This is a genomic window from Arthrobacter hankyongi, from assembly GCF_022012395.1.
GTDB lineage: Bacteria > Actinomycetota > Actinomycetes > Actinomycetales > Micrococcaceae > Crystallibacter > Crystallibacter hankyongi.
This window is the reverse complement of sequence record NZ_JAKLTQ010000002.1, coordinates 406,351-427,541: the sequence shown is the minus strand read 5'-3', so window position 1 is coordinate 427,541 and position 21,191 is coordinate 406,351. Positions and strand designations below refer to the sequence as shown.

Here is a 21,191-nt window from a genome sequence, read left to right as displayed (position 1 = left end):
TCAATGGCCCGGGGTGGAGGCCCGCGACGGCGCCGAACCGGTCTCCGGGCGTGCTGCGGCGCCGTCGGCCGGCGAAGCCGTGGCGTTGGCCCGGACATCCTGGACCGCCCAGAAGACGGCCTCCGGAGTCGCCGGGCTCGCCAGCTGGACCTCGCGGCCGCCGGGGCCGAAGGCGGCTACCGCCTGCCGCAAGGCCTCCCGGACGCTGAAGGCGAGCATCAAGGGTGGTTCGCCTACCGCCTTGGACCCGTAGACCACGCCGCTTTCAGTGGCCTGTTCGAAGAGGTGGACATTGAACTCCTCGGGCATCTCCGAGAAGCTGGGCAGCTTATAGGTGCTGGCAGACTGGGTGGCCAGCCGCCCGCGGTGCGGACCGGCGGACACGTCCCAGCGCAGGTCCTCCAACGTCAGCCAGCCGGTGCCCTGGACGAAGCCGCCCTCGATCTGCCCCCGGTCGATGAGCGGGGAGAGGCTGTCGCCGACGTCGTGGATGATGTCGGTGCGCAGCAGGCGGTAGGCGCCGCTGAACCCATCCACCTCGACCTCGGAAACCGCTGCCCCGTAAGAGAAATACTTGAACGGTTCGCCCTGCATCCGGGCGCCGTCCCAGTGCAGCCCTTCGGTGCGGTAGTAGCCGGCGGCCCAGAGCGGGACGCGCTGGAAGTAGGCGTCGTGGACCAGGTCGGCGAAGGCGATATCGCGGTCGTGGAAGCCGATCCCGGTCACCGTGCCGTTGGCGAACCGCACGTCGTCGGGGTGGATGTTCAGCCGGCGGGCCGCGACCTCGGCCAGGCGCGCGCTGATCTGTTCGCAGGCATCCTTGACCGCCCCGCCGTTCAGGTCGGCGCCCGAACTGGCCGCCGTCGCCGAGGTATTGGGCACCTTGTCGGTGCGGGTCGGGGCGAGCCGGATGACGTCCAGCGGCACCCCGAGGGCGGTGGCGGCCACCTGGCGCATCTTGGTGTGCAGCCCCTGGCCCATCTCCGTGCCGCCGTGGTTGACCAGGACCGAGCCGTCCTTGTAGACGTGCACGAGCGCCCCGGCCTGGTTGAACGCCGTGAGGTTGAAGGAAATGCCGAACTTCACCGGGGTGGCGGCCAGGGCACGGCGGGTGTGCGGGTGCGCGGCGTTGAAGGCGGCAATCTGCTCCCGGCGGTGCTCGACGTCGGCGCGTTCGAACAACTGCCGCCAGATGGTGTGCAGCCGCTCGGCATGACGGACAGGCTGGCCGTAGGGCGTGGCCTGCCCGGGCCGGTAGAAGTTGCGCCGGCGCAGTTCAGCGGGGTCCAGGCCCAGGCGTGGAGCGCACCGGCCCAGGAGGTCCTCGATCACCAGCATGCCCTGCGGCCCGCCGAAGCCGCGGAAAGCGGTCTGGGAGGTCTTGTGCGTCCTGGCGATCCGGCCGTCGATCCGCACGTTGGGGATCCAGTAGGCGTTGTCGACGTGGCACAGGGCACGGGCCAGGACCGGTTCGGACAAATCCAGGCTCCAGCCGCCGTCGCTGGTCAGCACGGCTTTCAACGCCTGCAGGCGGCCGTCTTCGTCAAAGCCGGCCTCCCAGCGGGCGTGGAACGGATGGCGTTTTCCGGTCAGCGTGATGTCCTGGCTGCGGTTCAGCCGCAGCCGCACCGGCCGGCCGGTCAGAACGGCGCCCAGGGCGGCGATGGCGGCGAAGCCGTGCGGCTGCATCTCCTTACCGCCGAACCCGCCGCCCATCCGCAGGCACTGCACGGTCACCTCATGGCTGCGCAGGCCCAGGACCTGGGCCACAATCTCCTGCGTCTCCGAGGGGTGCTGGGTGCTGCACTGGACGAACACCTGCCCGCCCTCGTCGACGTAGGCCAGCGAAGCCTGGGTCTCCAGGTAGAAATGCTCCTGCCCGCCGAACTCGATCTCGCCGGCGAACCGGTGGGCCGCGCTGCCCAGGGCCGCGTCGGCGTCGCCCCGGCTGACGGTCGGCTGGTGGCCCTGGAAGCTCCCGGCCTCGATCGCCTCGGTGAGGGTCAGCAGCGACGGCAGCGGTTCATAGCCGACCTGAACCGCCCCGGCCCCCAGACGCGCGGACTCAAGCGTCTCCCCCAGCACCCAGCACACGGCCTGGCCGTGGAACATGACCTCGGCGGGGAACAGCGGCTCATCGCCCTTGGTGCCCGAGTCATTGAGGCCGGGCACGTCCGCCGCGGTCAGAACCCGGACCACACCCGGGACCCGAAGCGCCGGCGTGCCGTCCAGCGAAACCACGCGGGCGTGCGTATGCGGAGCCTGGACCGGCCAGGCGTGCAGCACGCTGCGGTTCCGGGCCGGCAGGTCATCGGTGTACAGCGCGGCGCCCGTGACGTGGAGGGTGGCGCTCTCGTGCGCGACTTCCAGTCCGACGACGGGACTGACGGGACGATCGGCCAGCGATTTCACTTACCCCACCTCCGGTCCGGCCTGCGTTTCCGCATAGAACCTGAGCATCGACTGTTCGAGCATGGCCGAGCGGTACCGCGCGCTGGCGCGAAGGTCGTCAATGGGGGTGCCTTCGGCTGCCATCACGGCGGCCGCGTCCACGGCAACCTCCTCACTCCAGGGCCGCCCGGCCAGGGCCTGCTCGGTGCGCAGCGCCCGGATCGGCGTGGCGGCCACTCCACCCAGGCCGATCCGCACGGCGGAGACTCTCCTGCCATCGGGGCGGTCGTCGAACTTTACGGCGAACGCAGCGGCCACGCTGGAGATGTCGTCGAAGCGCCGCTTGGCGATCTTGTAGAAGGCGCTGTGCCCGGCCAACGGCAGCGGAATGCGGATGGCGCGGAGGACTTCGCCGGGTTCCCTGACGCTCTGCCGGTAGCCGGTGAAGAACTCCGCGAGCGCCACCTCCCGCTCGCCGCCGGCGGAGGCCAGCACGACGGCGGCGTTCAGGGCCAGCAGCGCCGGAGCCGAATCGCCGATCGGCGAACCGGTGGCGAGGTTGCCGCCCAAGGTGGCGGCATTGCGGATCAGCCGCGAGGCAAACTGGGGGAAGAGCCGGTCCAGCAGCGGCACCCGCCCGGCCAGCCCGCGTTCGATCTCGGTCAGGGCCAGGGCGGCCCCGATCTCGATCCGGTCCGGGCCGACGTCGAGCACCCGCAGCGCCTCGAGCCGGTCGATGGCCAGGGTCAGCGGCGGCCGCTCATACCGGAGGTTGACCTCGACGCCGAGGTCGGTGGCACCGGCCACCAGCCTGGCCCGCGGATCATGTTCGAGCCGGTCGAAGAGTTCTTCCAGGGTCGCCGGCCTGACGAACTGCGCCCCGCCGGCCGCCACCCGGGTGGGCCGGGCAGCGGGCGCCGATTGGCCCTGCCGTCGGAATAAGGGGTCGGTTCCCTCCGGGACGCCGAGCGCGTACGCCGCGTCCCGGATCGGCCGGTAGCCGGTACACCGGCAGAGGTTGCCGCTCAGGGCATGCAGGTCGAAGCCGTTCGGGCCGGTTTCCCGGTCGGCGGCGTGCTCCTCCCCCACTACCGCAGGCCCGGTCTCCACCCGGCGCCCGGAGCCGGCGGCGTCCCGCTCGGGACGGTAGTACTCGGCGGCCATGGCGCAGACGAAGCCCGGAGTGCAGTAGCCGCATTGCGATCCGCCCCGGTCCGCCAGCTGGCGCTGGACCGGGTGCAGGTCCTCTTCGGCGCAGGGGCCCGGCGCGGTGCCCAGACCCTCTGCGGTAATGATTTCCTGGCCGTCGAAAGCCAGCGCCGCAGGCAGGCAGGCATTCACCGCGGTCCAGCGGCTGCGGCCGGGCCCGTCCGGGCGGGCCACCAGCACGGCGCAGGCACCGCACTCGCCCTCCGCGCAGCCTTCCTTGGCCCCGGTCAGCCCTTCGGCCCGCAGCCAGTCCAGCAACCGGGTATGCGGGCCCGCCCCGTCGCAGCCGCGGACCTGCCCGTTGACGGTGATCTGGACGTCATCCATGCCCCACCTCCTCAGGTCTCCCGGGACGGTCTGCCACGAAGTCACCGGCCCAAGCCACGGCATTGCTGTCGGCCCGGTACGGGTACTCGGCCACCCATACCGGAACCGGCCACTTACATCTGATCCACGTCTTATCACGGTACTGCGCGCCACGGTACCGCCGGCAGCCTGTCACGGCACTGCGGCCGTGAGGAGCCGGAGATCCCGGCCTCGGCATTAGTTGCTTCAGAACCCGACCCCAAGGTTATTCCAAGGTGGCGATCGAAGACTTGGACACCTTGGTGCTGACTCCCCCTCGGTACCGGCGGGACACGCCAGGAAAATTCTCGTTGGCCTTTGACGCAGACGGGAATCCTGTCAACGAATTCGGCCTGAACGGCCCGGGCAAAGTCACCGACGTCTGCGCGGCACTTTCCTAGCTACGACACCGTCCCAGCGCCCTGCAGCCTCGCCGCTGGCGCTGAATTCCTACCCGATTGAATTCACACTCACGAACGACGGCGGCACCCTGGCAAGCCTTTCAGCCTGCCTGGTTGCCGCCGTCGTTCGTGCGGAAGAGAGTCAGCCGATGAGCGGCTCCACCGGGTAGTCCACCACCACGGCACCCTGGGGCGCATAGTTGGGCACGTCAGCCTCGACGGCTTGGCCTTCCGGGGAGGACATGGCCGCAACCAGGTCCGCGTGGCTGTCGAACTCCGCCTCGAACACGGCGAAGTACGGGGTTTCGGCACCGGCTACGCCGAAGGAGTAGCGGGAGGCGCGCAGACCCGGCAGCTTGGCGGCCAGCGGCAGGTGCTTGTTGACGTAGTAGTCCTGGAAGGCGCCGCGGTCGGCAGGTTCGGGGTAAAGGACGAGGAGCTTGTGCATGGGTTTCCTTTCAGACGGTGCGGGTGGCGAAGGAGTTCGGGATCTTCCGCAGGGCCGCGATTGAGATGAAACTGATGACGCTGAAGGCGATCATAAAGGCGGAGACGGCGTAGACCGTGCCGGTGGCTCCGAACAGGGCGGTGGCGATCAGCGGGGAGAACCCGCCGCCGAGGCAGGCGCCCACCGCGTAGGCGAGCGAGACGCCGCTGGCGCGCACCCGGTCCGGGAACAGCTCGGCGAATAGCGCAGCCTGCGGTCCGTAGGTGGCGGCCAGGCCGAAGGTCAGCACCACCACAGCCAGCAGGATGAGCCCGACATTGGCGGTGTTGAACAGGGCGAAGAAGGGGATGGCCCAGACGGCCAGGACGCCGTAGCCCAGGAAGTACACCTTGTGCCGTCCGATCCGGTCGCTGAGGCGGGCGAAGTAGATCATCGAGGCGAACCAGGTCACGCAGCCTGCCAGCATCACGTTGAGCATGGTGTTGCGGGCCAGGCCCAGGGCGGTGGTTCCGTAGGCCGTCATGAAGGCCAGGAAGATATAGCCCACGGCGTTGTTGCCGATAAAGGACAGCACGGCCAGGACCAGGCGCCCCTTGTGACGGCGCAGCAGTTCGGCGAAGGGGACCTTTTCCAGCGTCGAATTCTGTTGCAGCGTCTGGAAGACTGGGCTTTCGTCCACCTTCGCCCGGATGACGAAGCCGACGACGACCATCACCGCACTGAGCAGGAACGGAATGCGCCAGCCCCAGGCCTGGAACTGGTCATCGGCCAGCATGAAGGTGGCACCGAGAATGACGATGTTGGCCAGGAACATACCCGCCGGAGTGCCCAGCTGAACATAGTTGCCGAAGCGGCCGCGCTGCCCCTCCGGCGCATGTTCCACGGCCATCAGGGCGGCGCTGCCCCATTCGCCGCCGGCGCTGAGGCCCTGGAGCAGGCGCAGCACCACCAGCAGCAGCGGTGCGGCAATGCCAATCTGCTCGTAGGTGGGCAGCAGACCGATCAGCATGGTGGCCGCGCCCATCAGGGTCAGGGTGATCACCATGACCTTCTTGCGGCCGATCCTGTCGCCCAGGTGGCCGGCCAGGATGCCGCCGAGCGGGCGGGCGATGAAGCCGATGGCGAAGGTGGCGAAGGCCGCCATCGTCCCGGCCAGCGGCGAGATCTCCGGGAAGAAGAGCTTGCCGATCACCAGCGCCGAGGCGATGGAGTAGACGTGGTAGTCGTACCACTCCACGCTGGTGCCCACGGCGCTGGCCAGGGCGACGCGCTTCTTCTGGTTGTCGTCGATGGTGACGACGGCAGCGGTTGACTGCGTTTGCATGTTATTTCCTCACAGATAGGCGGGTAGCTCAGGCGCGAAGGCGTTCCCAGTAGGTCATCGCGAGTGTGTGGTCCACGTTGCCCAGCTCGGCGTAGGCATCGTCGAGGGCGGCGGAAACCGCGTGGCAGACCGGCGCCGGCTCGTCCATCGCCTCGGCCAGATGCTTGGCGATGCCCACGTCCTTGGCATAGAGCCCGAGCGCGAAGCCGGAGCCGAAGCTACGGCTGACCACGTGCTGGCCCAGGACGTTGCTGGTCACCCAGCTCTGCCCGGTGGAGGCGTTGAAAATATCCACCATGGTCTGCTGGTCCAGGCCGAACCGCTCCCCCGCGATCAGTGCCTCGCAGGCGGCCGTGGTGGCCGCCGCGGCGACAAAGTTGTTCAGTGCCTTCATCGCGTGTCCGGTGCCGAGCTTGCCGGTGCGGAAGATGACCGAGCCCATCGCCTCAATCACCGGCACCGCAGCGTTGATAGCGGCCTGGTCGTCGCCACCGAGCATAATGGCCAGCGTCCCGGCCTCGGCCTTGAGCACGCCGCCGGACACCGGGGCGTCCACCAGGGCGACGCCTTCAGCCGCCAGCCGCGCCCCGAGCTCCACGGTTTCGGTGGGATCGGAGGAGCTCATGTCGATCACAACGGTGCCTGGCTCCAGATGGGCGGGGATGCCGCCGTGCCAGTCCAGCAAGGCGGAGGCGACGATGCTGCTCGTCGGCAGCATGGTGACAATTGCCGCGACGCCGGCGAAGTCCGCAGGCGACTCGGCGGCAGTGCCGCCGATCTCCTCGGCAAGCCTCGCCCGGACGGAAGGATCGGCGTCGTACACCACCACGTCGTAACCACCCTTGGCCAGGTTTCGCACCATCGGTGCGCCCATGTTCCCCAGGCCGATGAACCCAACCTGCTGCCCGCGTGCCGGCTCAGACATCGGCCAGCTCCGCTGCCTGCACCTCGGCCAGGATCTCCTCGGCGGCGCGGAAGCCCTCCATCGCCGCCGGGATGCCGCAGTAGAGGAAGGAGTGCAGCATCAGTTCACGGATCTCCTCTTCAGTCAGTCCGTTGGCCAGGCCGCCGCGCAGATGGATGCGTATTTCGTGGGCCTTTCCGGTGGCCACCAGCATCGCCAGGGTGATGAGGCTGCGGGTCCTTTTGTCCAGGCCCTCGCGCTGCCAGATGTCCCCGAAACAGTAGCGGGTGACCACCTCCTGCATCTTGTCGTTGAACGCGGTGGTGTGCTCCACCTGGCCCTCGGCCCCGGCCGGGCCAAACATCGCCCGCCGCAGCTCAAGTCCGGCGTCGTACTGGCTGTCTTTGATCATGGTGCTTCCTTTGGTTCCTGATTCCTGCGGCCGGATCGAGCGACCGCCTCGTTGACCAGTATGGTGATGCGAACCACGGCCGGGCTTGCCCCAGCGCGCAGGGACTTTGCTCCGGACTGCAAGGCCGGAACCCTTCCTGCCTGCCAGCGCACGGCGTTTGTCCGGGAGCGCAATAACGCCCGCGGCGACCGACTGTACCTGCGGAGGTGGCTAAGCTGGAGGGCGATTATGATCCACATCACAGGCGCATGCCGCGCCTGGCAAGGAGTGCCCGTGGCAACCGAAACACTGAAAGTTTCCACCCTCGGCGGGGCCAATGTCTTTGAGGCCAACACTTTCGAAGAGTGGCAGGAACGGATGTCCAACCGCTTCGTCCGGCTGCAGGTGAGCACCAGCCGGCCGGACAACTTCCACGCACTGCTGCACGGGCGCAGTTTCGACGACATCTCGCTCTCGCGCATCGAGGCCGACGCCCATCAGGTGGACCGGCTCCAGGACTTCATCTGCCAGGGCGAGGCCCGGTACTTCAAGCTGAGCATGCTGCTCGGCGGCGCGGGCCTGATTGTCCAGGACGGCCGGGAAGCCGTGCTCGGACCCGGGGACATGGCCATCTACGACACCAGCCGCCCCTACAGCGCCGTCTTCGAGGACGGCGCTGACAGCCTGGTGATGGTCTTCCCGCAGGACGCCCTGAGCGTCTCGGTCGAGAGTGTCGCCCGGCTGACCGCCACCACGCTCTCCAGCACCACCGGCATGGGGCGGCTGGTCGGCCCGTTCCTGCGCGAACTGGCCGGCAGCCTGGAGAGCCTTTCCGGCCGTGGCGGCATCATGCTCGCACACAACACGCTGGATTTGATCAACACCCTGGTCTACACCGAGCTCGGGCTGGGGGCCCAGCGGCCGGATCCACGCACCGATGCGCTCGCCGAGGTCAAGGAGTACATCGAACGGAACCTGGCCAGCAGCACGCTGGGCCCAGCCGGCATCGCGGCGGCGCACTACATGTCCACCCGGCGCCTGCACTACCTCTTCGAGGGGGCCGGCACCACGGTGGCCAGCTGGATCAAGATGCGCCGGCTGGACCGCTGCCGCAGGGACCTGGCGGACCCGGCACTGGGCGCGGCAACCATCACGCGCATTGCCACCCGCTGGGGATTTACGGATTCGGCGCACTTCAGCCGGGCGTTCAAGGCTGCCTTCGGGGCGACGCCGAGCGAGTACCGCAGGGCCCACTGAGGACTGCCGCGCCGGGCAGCCGGCCGCCTTTATTTCGGAGAAGCTGCCTCGTCATAGTCCTCGCGGGCCTGCAGGATCTTGGCCGCGTGTTCTTCGGCCCAGACCCGTACCGCATCCAGCGGCTCCAGCAGCGTCCGGCCCAGCGGCGTCAGTGCATACTCGACCCGCGGCGGAATCTCCTGGTAGACCTCCCGGCTGACCAACCCGTCACGCTCCAGGGTGCGCAGGGTCTGGGTCAGCACCTTGGGGGTGATGCCCTGGACCGCGTCGCGGATCACCGAAAACCGCTGCGGCCCGTCCTTCAGGACCTGGAAAACCAGCGAGGTCCACTTATCGCCAATGCGCTGCAGCACCACCCGCGACGGGCAGCCTGCGTACATCACGTCAAAGCCGGGAACGGAAGTAACCATGAGGTAACTGTATTACTTTGAGGTACTCAGTATCCAATTGATACTTTAGGTCCAGGCCGGAATACGCCGGCAAACGTTCGAAGGGAAACCAATGAAGATTGCTGTTTACGGGGCAACCGGCATGGTCGGATCCGAAATCACGGCCGAGGCGCTGCGCCGCGGCCACGACGTCACGGCGGTGACCCGCAGCGGATCCGCCATCGAAGGAACCGCCGCGCGGACCGCGGAGCTGTCCGACCTGGAGGCCTTCCAGGACCTCGCCGCCACGCACGACGCCGTCGTCGTCTCCGTGTCGCCGGACCGCACCGGTGGCCCGCACGAACCGATCCTGGCCGCGCACCGCGCCATCGCCGGAGCGTCGGTCCCCGCACGCGTGTTCATCGTCGGCGGCGCCGGGGCACTGGAGGTCGACGGCGTGCGGCTGAAGGACCTGCCCGGCTTCCCCGAGGCCTACCTGGCCGAGGCCACGACCTTCGCCGAGGTCCTGGATACTTACCGTGCCGCCGCCGGCCTGGACTGGACCATGCTGGCCCCTGCCCCGATGATCGCTCCCGGCGAGCGCACCGGCTCCTACCAGCTGGGCCTGGATTCCCCGGTCGGGGACTCGATCTCCAGCCAGGACTTCGCCGTTGCGGCGCTGGACGAACTGGAGGAGCCCAAGCACCGCGGGCAGCGGTTCACCGTAGCGAACTGACGTCCACTGCCTGGCTCTCGCTTCACCGCCGGAAGGGCCGCCCGCTTCTTGCGGGCGGCGCTTCCGCCTATCCGGCCCGAGCGGTGGTGTGGAAAGCCAGCAGCTTCCACTCCCGGCTGGACCGGATCCAGACGGACGTGGTCAGCGTGTCCAGCTGCCGCTCCTGCCCCCGGGAGGTAATCTCGGCGCGCATCCGTCCGGAAACCCAAGCGGCATCGCCAACCCGCACCACCGCGTCAAGATCATGCTCGATCCGGTAGTAGCGGACCGTCCCGCTGCACAGGGATTCCAGCAAGGATTCCTTGCTGTCCCGCCGACCAACCGAATGGGTGTACACCAGCCGGTCATCGCACAGCTGGCCGAAGGTGTCCCAGTCCCCTTCGACCAGCGCCCGCACCCGGCGCGCCTCCGCCGCCCGGAGACTCCTTTCGGAATCCCCCAGGTGCCCCGCCGCCACCTCCATCCAGATTCCCCTCTTCAGATCACTCCCGACACGTTAATGAGATTATATATTATTAATTGACAAATGCACTTTTTGCTCCCTACGCTGTGACGAGTTGCACACGGATGGCGGTTCGCCGCCGCGGAAGGAAACTCGATCATGAAGTACTCATCTTTTGTTGCCGCCGATGGCTCCGCCACCTGGGGAATCGTCGACGACGGCACAGCCTACGATCTCGGCCCGACCGGCAAGAACCTGGCCACCACGCTGCGTGCCGCCGTCGAACAGGGTATCTTCGGCACCGTCACCGCGGACCAGTACCAGGAAGCCCCGTCCCGTCCCGAGACAGACATCGAGTTCCTGCCGGCCATTACCGACCCGGGCAAGATCATCTGCATCGGCGTGAACTACAAGGCGCACCAGGAGGAGTCGGGCAAGACCGGCCAGACGGCCCCGACGGTCTTCACCCGCTTTGCCGATACCCAGATGGGCCATCTGGCACCGGCGGTTATGCCGCGCAGCACCACGAAGTTCGACTACGAGGGCGAGATGGCCCTGGTGATCGGCAAGGAAGCCTGGCACGTGGCCGAAGAGGACGCCTGGGATTACATCGCCGGCTACGGCGCCTACAACGATTTCTCTGTCCGTGACTGGCAGAAGGCCGCCTCGCAGTGGATCCCGGGTAAGAACTTCCCCGGCACCGGCGGCTTCGGCCCCTACCTGGTCCCGGCCGAGGACCTGGGCAGCACCGACGCGCTGACGCTGGAGACCCGGGTCAACGGCGAAACCCGGCAAAAGGCCTCCGTGGCGGACCTGTACTTCACCATCCCGCAGCTGATCAGCTACGTCACCGGCTTCACCCGGCTCTCCCCCGGCGACGTGATCGTCACCGGCACCCCCGGCGGCGTCGGCCTGTTCTGGGGCGAGGGCGGCCTGCTCTCCGCAGGCGACGTCGTCGAGGTCGAAATCACCGGCCTCGGCACCCTGCGCAACACCGTCGAACTGGAACAGTAAGCACGGGCCGGAAGAAATCAGGAAGGACGGGTAGATGGACAACATCATCGAGACCGACGTTCTGGTGGTCGGAGCCGGGCCCATCGGCCTGGCTGCGGCCTGCCTGCTGGCCGACCAGGGCGTGCGGGTGACCTTGCTGGAGAAGCGCGCCGGCACCTCCGACGAGCCCCGGGCGATCAGCATCACGGACGAATCGCTCAGGATCCTGCAGCAGATCGGCATTCTGGACCGGTTCACCGAGGATGTCCTGCTGGACACCGGTGCCCGCTACTACGGGCGCCGGGGCCAGCTGCTGGCCCAGGTGCGTCCGGGTGGCCAGCGGCTGGGCCAGCCCGCCAAGTCCCAGTTCGACCAGCCCGTCCTGGAATCCCTGCTGCTGGAGGCCGCGCGGGAACGGGAGCTGATCGACATCCGCTTCAAGACCGAGGCCTTCGGGATCAGCGATGGGCCGGACCACGCGGACACGGTGGTGATCGACGAGGCCGGCAAGCACGTGGTCCGCGCCAAGTGGGTCCTCGCCTGCGACGGCGGGCGCAGCCCGGTGCGTGCCCAGCTGGGCATTCCGATGGAAGGCTCCACGCAGGTGCAGAAGTGGATCGTCGTCGACATCGTCAACACACCGGGCGAGCCGGAGAAGTTCGCAGAGTTCCACTGCAACGGCACCCGGCCCGCGGTGGTGGTACCCGGAGTCAAGGGCCGGCGCCGCTATGAATTCATGCTGCTGCCCGGCGAGGATGCCCGGACGGTCACGGCACCGGAGTCGATCATGGCGATGATCGCCCCGTTCCAGAGGATTTCGGCCGCGGACATCCGGCGGTCCGCGGTCTACGTGGCCCACCAGCGGGTGGCGTTGAACTACCGGACGGGGCATGTGCTGCTGGCCGGGGACGCCGCACACATGATGCCGCCCTTCGCAGGGCAGGCGCTGAACGCAGGTCTGCGTGACGTGGCCAACCTGGCCTGGAAGGTCGCCGCACATGTCCGAGGCCACGGCACCGACGCGCTGGTGAACACCTATCAGAGCGAGCGGCGTCCTCATGCGGCGGACATGGTGCGCCTGTCCCAGCGGATCGGCATGGTGGTCATGGGCCTGAACCCGGTCTTGAACACACTGCGCGACAGCGCCGTCACGGCGCTGGGCATTGCGCCGGCGGCCAAGAACTGGCTGACCGGCATGAAGTTCCTCAAACAGCCGCATTTCACGGACGGCTGTGTGCTGGCGCCCGCGTCGAATGTGGCAAAGCCGGCAGCCGGACTGGTGGGACGCTCGCTGTCCCAGCCGCCGGTGCAGCTGGCCAGCGGGGACGTGGTGCCGCTGGACACCCTGCTCGGCCAGGGCTGGGCGGTCCTGCGCTTCCGCGGCGGTTCCGCCGTCGAGATCCAGCGGTTCGACGACGCCGGCGCGGCCTCCCCCCTGCGGGTGACCGACGTCGGCGGAGCCTTCGCGCCGCTGTACGGCACCGGCACGGTGCTCATCGTGCGCCCGGACCGCTACGTGGCCGCGGCGACCGACGAAGCCGGCGAACGCGCTGCGCTGGCGGGCCTGGCCCAGTGGGTGCCGAACCTCGGAGTCCAGCCGGCGGCTGCCCCGTAGGGCAGCAGCCGCTGACCGTCCTGCCAGCAGAAGACCCGGACCGCCTCCCGCGGCCCGGGTCTTCTGCTGTCCCGGGCAGGCCTCGCCTTTCCCCCGTGAGGCAGCCGCTCCCGAAGGCTATGTTTTCCCGGCCCGGCGTCCTGGCGAGAGCTGCCGCACGTTCTTCAGCGATGCTTCATGCACCCAAATCAGGCCGTAGTTCACGTCCGACGTGGAGCCCTGAGGCTCTAACCATCCGGCACCGTTTCCTCGGCTGTCCCCGGTGCGTGGCAAGACACCGGATTCCTGACGCTTCGCAACCACAGCAGCGGGCCCGGTGCCCAAGGTGCTGTGAGGCCTGCCCAGCCACAAAAAAGGGGCCGCACCGGGTCTCGATAAGGCCGCAGAGCGACCTTACCCGACCAACGGTGCGGCCCCTTCCGGAACCGTTACTAGACCTCCCCGCCGTGGCGGTCAATGACCTCGCGGGCCAACTGCTTGCCGAATTCCGTATGGGCCAGGATGGCCGCCTTGGCATCCTCCGGATCGCGGGCCCGCAGCGCCTCGGTCAGGTCCACGATGTGGCTGTGGTCCATCTGCCGCGCCCATTCGTCCCCGCTGAGCGCCTGGCGCCACACGGTGCCGATGCCCAGCCGGCGGAAGGCATCCGCCAACTGGGCCGAGCCGGCCACGCTGACCAGCCGGTCGTGGAACTTGACGTTGAGCTTGAGGAACTCGTCCAGCCCGTCCTGGCCGCGCTCGCGCAGCCGGCCAAGCTCGGCAGCGAGGCTTCCGAGCTCGGCGACGACCTCGCCGGTGAACTTGCCGAAGTGGCTGGCGAAGACGCCGAGCTCGATGGTGGCGCGCCCGTCGTAGACGCTCTCGATCAGTTCGTGGGTGATCGGCGTGGGCAGGAAGCCGCCGTTGTCGGCACGGCTGACCAGCGATTCGGCGGTCAGTTTCACGAGCGCGTTGTGGACATGGTCCGCATCGGCCTTCAGCGCCGCGGCGATCTGGGCCGGGTCAAGCTCTTCACCGAGCGGGGTCCGCCGGTGCAGCACCCAATCGCGCACAGCGTCGTAGGCGGCCAGTTCCTTGACCCGCTCCAGGCGTCCGAAGGTGCCGCGGTAGTAGGCCAGGGGTTCGGCTCCCTCCCGGGCGCCGGCCTCGGCAACCAAACCCAGGAACACGGTGTGGGTGCCCCCGGTGGGGGTTTCCTCGACCTTGCAGACAATCTGGGCCAGCGCGCCGTCGAGCAGCGGCACGCCGCCGTGCTGCGACCGGGTAACGGACACGCCGTCGAACTTGTCCGCCCCCTTGCGCCCGAACTTCATGGCCAGGTCGCTCTGGTCCTCGGCCAGGATGTTGATGCCGAACCAGCCGGCCTTGACCACGGCATCGTGAGTGGAGCTGGAGCGGTTCAGGCAGGCCAGCATCATCGGCGGCTCCATGGACAGCGAGGACACGGCCGAGGCGGTGGTGCCGAATAGCTCGCCGTCGACGACGGTGGTGATGACGGTGACGCCGGAGGCGAAGTGCCCGACGACGTTGCGGAAGACCAGCTGGTCCACGCCGAAGTCGATGGTGGGGTTGGTGCTCATTGTTTCCTCCTAAGATTGTCCCGGGGCGAACAGCCGCACGAGGGCGGAGATGTCCTCGACGGACTCCAGGTTGTTGACGATGTCGATGGCTTCGGTAGCCGCCGCGTGTCCGATGCGGCCGCCGAATGCGACGTTGGCGTAGTACTTGTCCAGGATCTCGGCCTCGGACAGCGGGGCCGTGTAGATGTCCCCGCGGGGTGCGTCCACCCGGGAGCGCAGCGGCGGGCCGTCCCGCCGCAGCAGCTCCACCTCGGCGGTGAGGGACTCGTGCGGCGGCAGGGAGTCGATCAAGGTGATCTTCTCCAGCAGGGCCTGCAGCCGAGGGTCCTGCATGTGCGCGAGGTGCAGGTGTTCCGGGCGGACCGTTCCGCACATCAGCGCCGTCGCCGCGGTGAACCGGATGCTGAAGGCTCCGGAAACTTCCGGGCAGGCACCGGGCTCGAAGGGCTGCCCCACGAAGCCGGCCAGGGTACGGGGCGTAACGTGGATGCGCACCGACTCGACCGCGTCCAGGTCCACGGTGTTTTCCGTGACCAGCCGGACGCAGGCATCCAGCGAGGGGTGGCTGGCCCGGCAGGCGGACCAGGGCTTGATGACGCAGTCCCCGTAGAACTCCTCCCCGAGCCGGTGGGTGATCCGGTCCGGCACCGGCTGGGCGCAGTACATGTCCAGGAAGCCGTGGCGGCCACCGATCGCATCGGCCGGACCGGTGAACCCCAGCTGGGCCAGTTCCGCCGAGACGATGGAATTCCGGGCAGCGAAGGCCATGGGCAGCTTGAACGCCAGGGTCTGGTCGAAGATGTTCGCCACCGTACCGGAGAGCTGGTTCACGGCGATGCCAAGCGCATGGCGCAGCTGTGCCTCGTCCAAGTCCAGGAGCTTGCCCGCGGCGGCGGTCCCGCCCAACCCGTTGACGGTGCCGGTGTTGTCCTGTCCGCTGTAGACGTCGAAGCCGGAGGCAGCGGCCAACCGCGACGCCAGGTCGTCGCCGAGGACCAGGGCGGTGAGCAGCTGCCGGCCCGTGGACCGTTGCCGCTCGGCCACCGCGAGCGCCACCGGAACGGTGGTGCCGGAGATGTGCGCGGCCACCTGCATCCGGTCCGGCCCTTCGGCACCGATGGCCTCGAAATCGTAGGAGCGCATCATCACGGCGTTGGCCATCGCCGCGGTCTGGGCCGGGACGCGCAGTCCGTGCACCAGCACGGTCGCCTCCGGCGTCCCGCCCCAGCGGCCGGCCAACTGCAGGACGGCGTCGTTGCCCTGGGCTCGGTGCCCGGCCGCGATGTTGCCCAGCGAGTCGATCAGGCGCACCTTGGCGCGGGCCAGGGTGCGTACGTCGATCGCCTCGAACTCCATCCCGGCCAGATGCCGGGCCACCTGGCCGGTGATAGTGGTGGTTTCGGCTGTTGCCGTCATGGCCAGCGCCTAGTGCCGGGCGGCGACGGGCTGGCCGGGAACGACGACGTCGTCCAGCTGCGGGACCGGGGGCACGGCGGCCTCGTCGAACATCGCCCGGTAGGCTCCGGTCTCACCCTTGGCCTGGGCCTTGCGGTGGTCCAGTGCCCGGGCGCGGCCTACACTGCCCAGGTAGAAGCGCTCGTAGAGTTCGATCCGGCTGCCGAGCGCGGATCCGGCGAAGTCCCAGGCGGTGCGGAAGATCCGTGCGCGTTCTTCGGCCGGGATGCCGTTGGCCCCGGGCAGATACTTCTGCAGCAGCGGGCCGAGGCGGGCATCGTCGAAGGCGGCCCGCGTCGGGGTCGCCAGCAGGTTGTGCGAGCCCATGGACTTGATGATGTCGTTGACCCGGGCCATCCAGACCGGCATTACGGTGCGCAGCGAGCTGATGTCGTCGTGGCAGAAAAACGCCCCGCCGCCCCAGTCGGAAGCGTTGACCTCGGCGGAATGGACCACTGAGCGGGCAATGCGCAGGTAGGAGTAGATCTCCCCGAGCATCGAGGCCACGTCCGGCTTGGACTCGGTGCCGGTCACCTTGGCCATCTGTACACACAGGTCGTAGGCGAACTCAAGCTTCACCGAGGCGCGGATGGCGGTCTGCTGCTGCGTGTTGCCCGTAGCGGTGCCCGAATTGAGGGAGTTGTAGACATCCAGATTGCCATCGATGAAGACCCGGTGCCAGGGGACCAGCACGTCATCGAAAATGATGACCGCGTCCTGCTCGTCGAAGCGGGAGGAGAAAGGCTTGTCCGCCACGTCGGCGTCGATCCCGTAGTGGTCGCGGCAGACCGCCACCACGCCTTCGGTAGCCACCGGGATGGCGAAGGACAGCGCGTATTCCTCAAAGCCGGGCTGGATTGGCGTTGCCGGGTAGACATACAGCTCGTCGGCGATCGGGCCCAGCGTGGCCAGCATCTTGGCACCGCGGACAATCAGCCCTTCATCGGTGCGCCGGACCACGCGCAAGGTCAGGTCCTCGTTGATCCCCTGCAGCTCCCCGACGCTCTTGTCGATGGCCGCATGCACGATGGTGTGGGTCAGGGCCAGGTCCTTCTCGATGACCTCGCGGTGGTAAGCGGCCAGCCGCTGGTGGAAGACCGGGTCGCCGGAGCGGTCGAAGATATCCTTGCGCGAGACATGGCCGGCCAGCACCACGTTCACGTAGTCCGGGGTACGGCCAAGCATGCCGTTGGAATAGCGGGCCAGGCGGTCGAAGGCCCGGTGGCGGGTGGCGATGTCCCCGGCGTTCTTCGGCAGCATCAGGCTGACATTCATCTGTCCGCCGGTGGCCGGATCCATGGTGAGGCAGTCGGCGGCATACTTGTGCTGGTAGTCGAAGTAGCCAGCCATGCCTTCGATGGATCCACGGAAGGCCGGATGCTCGAGCACGTTGATGCGCTCGGCTCCCAGCCATACCTCGCGCCCGTCGGCCAGGCCTGCCTTGTACTCTGCTCCGGTGCGTGCAGTCACAATTACTCCTTATGCTTGGACGCGGCCTCCGGGACCCGCCGTCTTATGCAACATAATCGAATGAAAAATATATTCTGTGTCTGATTCTATTTAACTTGCTTGTGATTGGCAACACTTTGCTGCCGGGATTTCGACGGCCCCGCAGACCGGCGCGTGGGACTGACCACCGGCAGCAGCAAAGGGCGGCCCCTGCCTTTTGGCAGGAACCGCCCTTTGCTTCACCGTGCTTTCCCTGTCCGACCGCCCGCGAACAGCCGGTCTCAGCGCCGCGGCCGCAGGCCCCGCTCGGCCTGCACGTAGCGCGCAGCCCCGCCGTCGACCAGGTACACCCGCGGATCCGCCGGATCGAACGCCGCCACGGCGGCGCCGTCGTGCGTCCGCGGGGTGCCGTCGGCTACGAAGCCCAGCAGCAGCGAGCGCAGCCCGGCGCCGGCCCGCTCGAACGTATCCTCGCAGACCCCCTGAAGGGCCGGGGCGTCCGCCCAGTTGCCCCGGATGCCGAACAGGAACGGGAGCTCAAAGCAGTGTGCGCTGCCGGCGCCTTCCAGCGGGCTGGCGACGCCGAAGCGGGCCACCACTGCGGGGACTCCGACGGTGGCCGCCTGTCCCGCGAGCTCGTCGGCGGCCAGCCGCAGCTGGTGCAGTGTCATGGCCTCGACCAGCTTGGCGTGCCGGGTGGCGCCGGGCAGCTTTGCGTCCAGCCAGGCCAGGGTGGCCGGCATGTCCTCGAAGTGCGCGCCGATGAACCCGGCGAGCACCTGGTCGGTGACAGCCTCCACCGGCACTGCCTTCAGAAAGGCCGCGGACTCGTCCTGGGTGGTGTTCAGCAGCAGTCGGTCCACGTGGAGGCGTCCGGCGGCCGCGGCGAAATCGAACAGGTCCGCCGGCACCACCTCGTCCGCGGCCGGCATCAGGCCCAGCCCGCGGCCGGCATACGCCTTGCCGACCTCCCGCTGTGCCCGCAGCAGCTCCGCTGCCTGCACCTGGGCCAGGTCAGCGTCCGGCCCCAGCGCCTCGGCCAGTAGCCGGTAGCGCTCGGCGTATTCGGCAGGGGCGAGCGGAGGCTGCCAGGCCAGGCTCAGCAGGGCGGTGCGCCGGAACAGGCCCTCGGCCTGCGGCAACTGGCTGAGCAGGTAGGCGTAGAAGGCCCCGGCGGACTGGCCCGCCAGGGTCACCTGGTCCGGATCGCCGCCGAAGGCGCCGATGTTCGCGCGCACCCAGCGCAGCGCCTGCAGCAGGTCCCCCACGGCCAGGTTCGACGGCGTCCGCTCATCGCCCATCAGCCCCAGCGCGCCCAGACGGTAGTTCACGGTGACGACGACGGCGCCGCCGTCGCGCGCCAGCCGCTCGCCGTCGTACCAGCGCACGGTGCCGGCACCGCTGATGAACGCGCCGCCGGGAATATAGACCAGTACGGGGGCACCTTGCGCACCCTCAGGCGCCCAGACGTTGAGCTGGAATGCATCCTCATGCTGCGGCAGTTCCGCCAGCGCCGGGCCCTGCAGCCAGTCCAGGGCGCCCGGAGACTGCGGAAAGGCCGCAGGTGCGGACTGGACCAGTCCCGGGGACGGCTCCCCCACCGGACTGAAGCGGGCGGCCGGATCCAGCCGGGCACCGTAGTGCAGGCCGAGGGCGCCCACCACGCCGCCTGAAACCTGCGTGGCCACACCCGGCAGGCCCTGGTTCCGGCCCGTGGCGGCCGGTCCGGCACCGGGACCGGTGCCGGGGCTGGCCGCCAGTGACGCGGTCCCGCTCATGCCAGCTTCTCGTAGTCGTCGAGCCTGACTTCGCGGGTAATCTTCCAGAAGTCCAGCACCGGGTAGGGCCAGATCTGGGAAACGCGGCCGAACTTGTTCTTGTACCAGGTCTGCACGCTCGGATGACCCCAGGCCTTGGTGGCGTTGGCCGCATCCAGGCCAGCCACGAACTTGTCCAGGGCCTCCTGCTTGAGGTCCAGGCCGGTCAGATCCTGTTCGAGGATGATGCGCAGGGCCTCGAGGATGTACTCGACGCCGTACTCGATCATCGAATACAGGCTGCCGTTGACCACGTGCCCGGTATTCGGGCCGGAGACGATGAACAGGTTCGGGAAGTTCGGCACCGTGGTGCCGGCGAACGCCTTGGCATCGCCGCCCCAGTATTCGTGCAGGTCCGTGCCGCGGCGGCCGGTGACCTTGACAGGTTCGAGGAACTCGGAGGCCTGGAAGCCGGTGGCATAGACGATGATGTCCACCTCGTGGAGCACGCCGTCCCGGGTGACGATGCCCTCCGGGACCATCCGCTCCATCGGTTCGGTGACCAGGGTGGTGTGCGGCTTCTTCAGGGACGCAGCCCAGACCCCGTTGTCGCGCAGCATGCGCTTGCCGCCGACGATGTAGTCGGGAGTGACCTTGGCAAGCAGGTCCGGGCGGTCTTCGTACTGCTTGGCCAGGACCTCGGTCAGGCCCCGGCGCCAGTACTCGTTCACGGCGGACACACTGCCGGGTTTGTCCCAGCCCGGGTCGGCCACGATGGTGTGCTGGCGGCCTTCGACGCCGAGCCAGTGCTGCCAGAAGCGCAGCCACTGGCCGTAGTGCGGCAACTTGCGGACCAGCCACTGGACCGAGTCCGGCATGTCGTCGTAGTAGCCCTGGGTCGGCAGCATCCAGGGCGAGCTGCGCTGGATCACCGTCAGCGCGCTGACCTGGTCCACGATCGCCGGAACGATCTGGTAGGCGCTGGCTCCGGTGCCGATCACCGCCACCCGCTTGCCGGTCAGGTCCACGCTGTGGTCCCACTCGGCCGAGTGCATCTGGACGCCGGCGAAATCGCCACGGCCGGGAACGTCCGGGTATTTGGGCCGGTCCAGCTGGCCGACAGCGGAGATCACGGCATTGAACCGGTGGGTCTGGACATTCCCGTCCCGGTCCACGGTCCGGACGTCCCACTGCCCGGAGGCTTCGTCATAGGTGGCGGCGGTGACCTCGGTGTGGAATTCGATATCGTCCACGATGCCGCCGCGCCGGGCCACTTCGCAGGTGTACTGATAGATTTCCGGCCCGCGGGAGAACTGCTGCGGCCAGTCGTCGCGCTGGGCGAAGGAGAAGCTGTAGGCGTAGTTGGGAGTGTCCAGCCGCACGCCGGGGTAGGTGTTCTTCCACCAGGTGCCGCCGATCGTGTGGCCCTTCTCGAACACGGTGTACGGGATGCCCGCCTGCTTCAGCCGGTAGGCGGTGGCCATGCCGGCCACCCCGGAGCCGATTACCGCGACGCGGAAACCGCGCCCGGCGGCGACGTCGGCGAAGTTCCACGCCGGTTTGCCGCTGCGGGCCGGGACCAGGGCCATGTCGTGCATGAGCATCGGATGATATTCGGGATCGGCCGCGTTCGTCAGCCAGGTCAGGATGTCCCGGGCCTGCTCCTCAGTGAGCAGCCCCACGCTGCTCAGCTGTTCATCGCGGACCCGCTTCAGGGCCGCGAAGGCGAGTTCCCGGGCGGCGGCCCGGGCTTCGGGCCCCATTCCGCCGTGCGGCTCGCCGACGATATCGGCCGGCGGCTGCGGAGGGCGCAGATCCTCGCGCAGCAGCGAAAAATCGCCGGTCACTGCCGCCAGTGCCACCAGCAGGGCCGGCAGGTCGGTAGTATCCACGATCCGGCGCAAAAAGACGTCGTCTTCGGTCACTGGCTCGTAGTCGTCCCGCCAGTACAGGTCGTCGACTGCGCCTTCGATGCGCGCCTCAATAAGGGAGTCGGTCACGGGTTTCTCCTTGGGTTGCGGACAGATTGCCGGGAGGAAAAGGAGCACTTCTGTGATCCACGTCTCCCGGAAAGCTGCATCCAGTTTAGCGTGATGATTGCATAAGTCAATTGATAATGCATAATC

The 21,191-nt window shown here is 68.3% G+C and carries 18 protein-coding genes; 5 read left to right on the top strand and 13 right to left on the bottom strand.

Annotated elements, in window-relative coordinates:
• Together xdhB and LVY72_RS05940 are read right to left on the bottom strand one after the other, a co-directional pair.
• A complete protein-coding gene (xdhB, locus tag LVY72_RS05945; RefSeq protein ID WP_237818677.1) occupies positions 1-2,412 on the bottom strand; it encodes a xanthine dehydrogenase molybdopterin binding subunit in 2,412 nt (803 codons plus the stop codon).
• Positions 2,413-3,927 (bottom strand): xanthine dehydrogenase small subunit, encoded by a 1,515-nt coding sequence (locus tag LVY72_RS05940; RefSeq protein ID WP_237818675.1) that lies wholly within the window; start codon positions 3,925-3,927, stop codon positions 2,413-2,415.
• A 254-nt stretch (positions 3,928-4,181) separates the two neighbouring features.
• Here LVY72_RS05940 and LVY72_RS05935 point away from each other — a divergent pair, with 254 nt between their 5' ends.
• Positions 4,182-4,346: a hypothetical protein gene (locus tag LVY72_RS05935; RefSeq protein ID WP_237818674.1), complete on the top strand. Its 165-nt coding sequence runs from the start codon at positions 4,182-4,184 to the stop codon at positions 4,344-4,346.
• A 142-nt stretch (positions 4,347-4,488) separates the two neighbouring features.
• On the opposite strand, the gene LVY72_RS05930 is transcribed toward LVY72_RS05935, so the two are convergent.
• The 4 genes from LVY72_RS05930 to LVY72_RS05915 are packed head-to-tail and all read right to left on the bottom strand — an operon-like array spanning position 4,489 to position 7,434.
• Positions 4,489-4,794: an EthD family reductase gene (locus LVY72_RS05930; protein WP_237818672.1), complete on the bottom strand. Its 306-nt coding sequence runs from the start codon at positions 4,792-4,794 to the stop codon at positions 4,489-4,491.
• A gap of 10 nt (positions 4,795-4,804) precedes the next feature.
• The gene (locus LVY72_RS05925; protein ID WP_237818671.1) at positions 4,805-6,118 is read right to left on the bottom strand and encodes an MFS transporter; all 1,314 of its coding nucleotides are present in this window, start codon (positions 6,116-6,118) and stop codon (positions 4,805-4,807) included.
• A gap of 28 nt (positions 6,119-6,146) precedes the next feature.
• The gene (locus LVY72_RS05920) at positions 6,147-7,043 is read right to left on the bottom strand and encodes an NAD(P)-dependent oxidoreductase (RefSeq protein ID WP_237818668.1); all 897 of its coding nucleotides are present in this window, start codon (positions 7,041-7,043) and stop codon (positions 6,147-6,149) included.
• Positions 7,036-7,434, bottom strand: a complete 399-nt coding sequence (locus LVY72_RS05915) for a carboxymuconolactone decarboxylase family protein (protein WP_237818666.1) — start codon at positions 7,432-7,434, stop codon at positions 7,036-7,038. Before LVY72_RS05915 ends, LVY72_RS05920 begins: the two co-directional genes overlap by 8 nt.
• A 273-nt stretch (positions 7,435-7,707) precedes the next feature.
• Between LVY72_RS05915 and LVY72_RS05910 the strand changes: the two genes are divergently transcribed.
• Complete coding sequence (locus LVY72_RS05910) at positions 7,708-8,670, top strand: AraC-like ligand-binding domain-containing protein (RefSeq protein WP_237818664.1); 963 nt, start codon at positions 7,708-7,710, stop codon at positions 8,668-8,670.
• 29 nt (positions 8,671-8,699) lie between these two features.
• Here the strand turns inward: LVY72_RS05910 and LVY72_RS05905 are convergent, their stop codons facing one another.
• A complete protein-coding gene (locus tag LVY72_RS05905; protein WP_237818662.1) occupies positions 8,700-9,080 on the bottom strand; it encodes a winged helix-turn-helix transcriptional regulator in 381 nt (126 codons plus the stop codon).
• 91 nt (positions 9,081-9,171) lie between these two features.
• Between LVY72_RS05905 and LVY72_RS05900 the strand changes: the two genes are divergently transcribed.
• Positions 9,172-9,774, top strand: coding sequence for an NAD(P)-dependent oxidoreductase (locus tag LVY72_RS05900; protein ID WP_237818660.1), 603 nt, complete (start codon positions 9,172-9,174; stop codon positions 9,772-9,774).
• Positions 9,775-9,841: 67 nt separating this feature from the next.
• On the opposite strand, the gene LVY72_RS05895 is transcribed toward LVY72_RS05900, so the two are convergent.
• Positions 9,842-10,237: a nuclear transport factor 2 family protein gene (locus LVY72_RS05895; protein ID WP_237818658.1), complete on the bottom strand. Its 396-nt coding sequence runs from the start codon at positions 10,235-10,237 to the stop codon at positions 9,842-9,844.
• 138 nt (positions 10,238-10,375) lie between these two features.
• Between LVY72_RS05895 and LVY72_RS05890 the strand changes: the two genes are divergently transcribed.
• Together LVY72_RS05890 and LVY72_RS05885 are read left to right on the top strand one after the other, a co-directional pair.
• Positions 10,376-11,230, top strand: a complete 855-nt coding sequence (locus LVY72_RS05890) for a fumarylacetoacetate hydrolase family protein (protein ID WP_237818655.1) — start codon at positions 10,376-10,378, stop codon at positions 11,228-11,230.
• Positions 11,231-11,264: 34 nt separating this feature from the next.
• Entirely contained in the window at positions 11,265-12,824 is a 1,560-nt protein-coding gene (locus LVY72_RS05885) for an FAD-dependent oxidoreductase (protein ID WP_237818654.1), read from the top strand.
• Positions 12,825-13,255: 431 nt separating this feature from the next.
• Here LVY72_RS05885 and LVY72_RS05880 read toward each other — a convergent pair whose 3' ends face one another.
• The 5 genes from LVY72_RS05880 to LVY72_RS05860 all read right to left on the bottom strand — a co-directional run bounded on the left by LVY72_RS05880 (position 13,256) and on the right by LVY72_RS05860 (position 21,065).
• Positions 13,256-14,404 carry a flavin reductase gene (locus LVY72_RS05880; RefSeq protein WP_237818652.1) on the bottom strand — a complete coding sequence of 383 codons (1,149 nt, stop codon included), beginning with the start codon at positions 14,402-14,404 and terminating at the stop codon, positions 13,256-13,258.
• 9 nt (positions 14,405-14,413) lie between these two features.
• Positions 14,414-15,820, bottom strand: a complete 1,407-nt coding sequence (locus tag LVY72_RS05875; RefSeq protein ID WP_237818650.1) for an MmgE/PrpD family protein — start codon at positions 15,818-15,820, stop codon at positions 14,414-14,416.
• A gap of 9 nt (positions 15,821-15,829) precedes the next feature.
• The gene (locus LVY72_RS24585; RefSeq protein ID WP_237818648.1) at positions 15,830-17,329 is read right to left on the bottom strand and encodes a 4-hydroxyphenylacetate 3-hydroxylase N-terminal domain-containing protein; all 1,500 of its coding nucleotides are present in this window, start codon (positions 17,327-17,329) and stop codon (positions 15,830-15,832) included.
• A gap of 260 nt (positions 17,330-17,589) precedes the next feature.
• A complete protein-coding gene (locus LVY72_RS05865) occupies positions 17,590-19,086 on the bottom strand; it encodes a carboxylesterase family protein (protein WP_237818646.1) in 1,497 nt (498 codons plus the stop codon).
• The gene (locus tag LVY72_RS05860) at positions 19,083-21,065 is read right to left on the bottom strand and encodes a flavin-containing monooxygenase (protein ID WP_237818644.1); all 1,983 of its coding nucleotides are present in this window, start codon (positions 21,063-21,065) and stop codon (positions 19,083-19,085) included. Before LVY72_RS05860 ends, LVY72_RS05865 begins: the two co-directional genes overlap by 4 nt.
• Positions 21,066-21,191 lie beyond the last annotated feature (126 nt).

Coding starts and splice junctions, on each gene's coding strand:
- LVY72_RS05885 (WP_237818654.1), top strand. CDS start 11,265: ATGGACAACATCATCGAGACCGACGTTCTGGTGGTCGGAGCCGGGCCC.
- LVY72_RS05875 (WP_237818650.1), bottom strand. CDS start 15,820: ATGACGGCAACAGCCGAAACCACCACTATCACCGGCCAGGTGGCCCGG.
- LVY72_RS05880 (WP_237818652.1), bottom strand. CDS start 14,404: ATGAGCACCAACCCCACCATCGACTTCGGCGTGGACCAGCTGGTCTTC.
- LVY72_RS05930 (WP_237818672.1), bottom strand. CDS start 4,794: ATGCACAAGCTCCTCGTCCTTTACCCCGAACCTGCCGACCGCGGCGCC.
- LVY72_RS05900 (WP_237818660.1), top strand. CDS start 9,172: ATGAAGATTGCTGTTTACGGGGCAACCGGCATGGTCGGATCCGAAATC.
- LVY72_RS05920 (WP_237818668.1), bottom strand. CDS start 7,043: ATGTCTGAGCCGGCACGCGGGCAGCAGGTTGGGTTCATCGGCCTGGGG.
- LVY72_RS05865 (WP_237818646.1), bottom strand. CDS start 19,086: ATGAGCGGGACCGCGTCACTGGCGGCCAGCCCCGGCACCGGTCCCGGT.
- LVY72_RS05915 (WP_237818666.1), bottom strand. CDS start 7,434: ATGATCAAAGACAGCCAGTACGACGCCGGACTTGAGCTGCGGCGGGCG.
- LVY72_RS05895 (WP_237818658.1), bottom strand. CDS start 10,237: ATGGAGGTGGCGGCGGGGCACCTGGGGGATTCCGAAAGGAGTCTCCGG.
- LVY72_RS05940 (WP_237818675.1), bottom strand. CDS start 3,927: ATGGATGACGTCCAGATCACCGTCAACGGGCAGGTCCGCGGCTGCGAC.
- LVY72_RS05890 (WP_237818655.1), top strand. CDS start 10,376: ATGAAGTACTCATCTTTTGTTGCCGCCGATGGCTCCGCCACCTGGGGA.
- LVY72_RS05905 (WP_237818662.1), bottom strand. CDS start 9,080: ATGGTTACTTCCGTTCCCGGCTTTGACGTGATGTACGCAGGCTGCCCG.
- LVY72_RS05925 (WP_237818671.1), bottom strand. CDS start 6,118: ATGCAAACGCAGTCAACCGCTGCCGTCGTCACCATCGACGACAACCAG.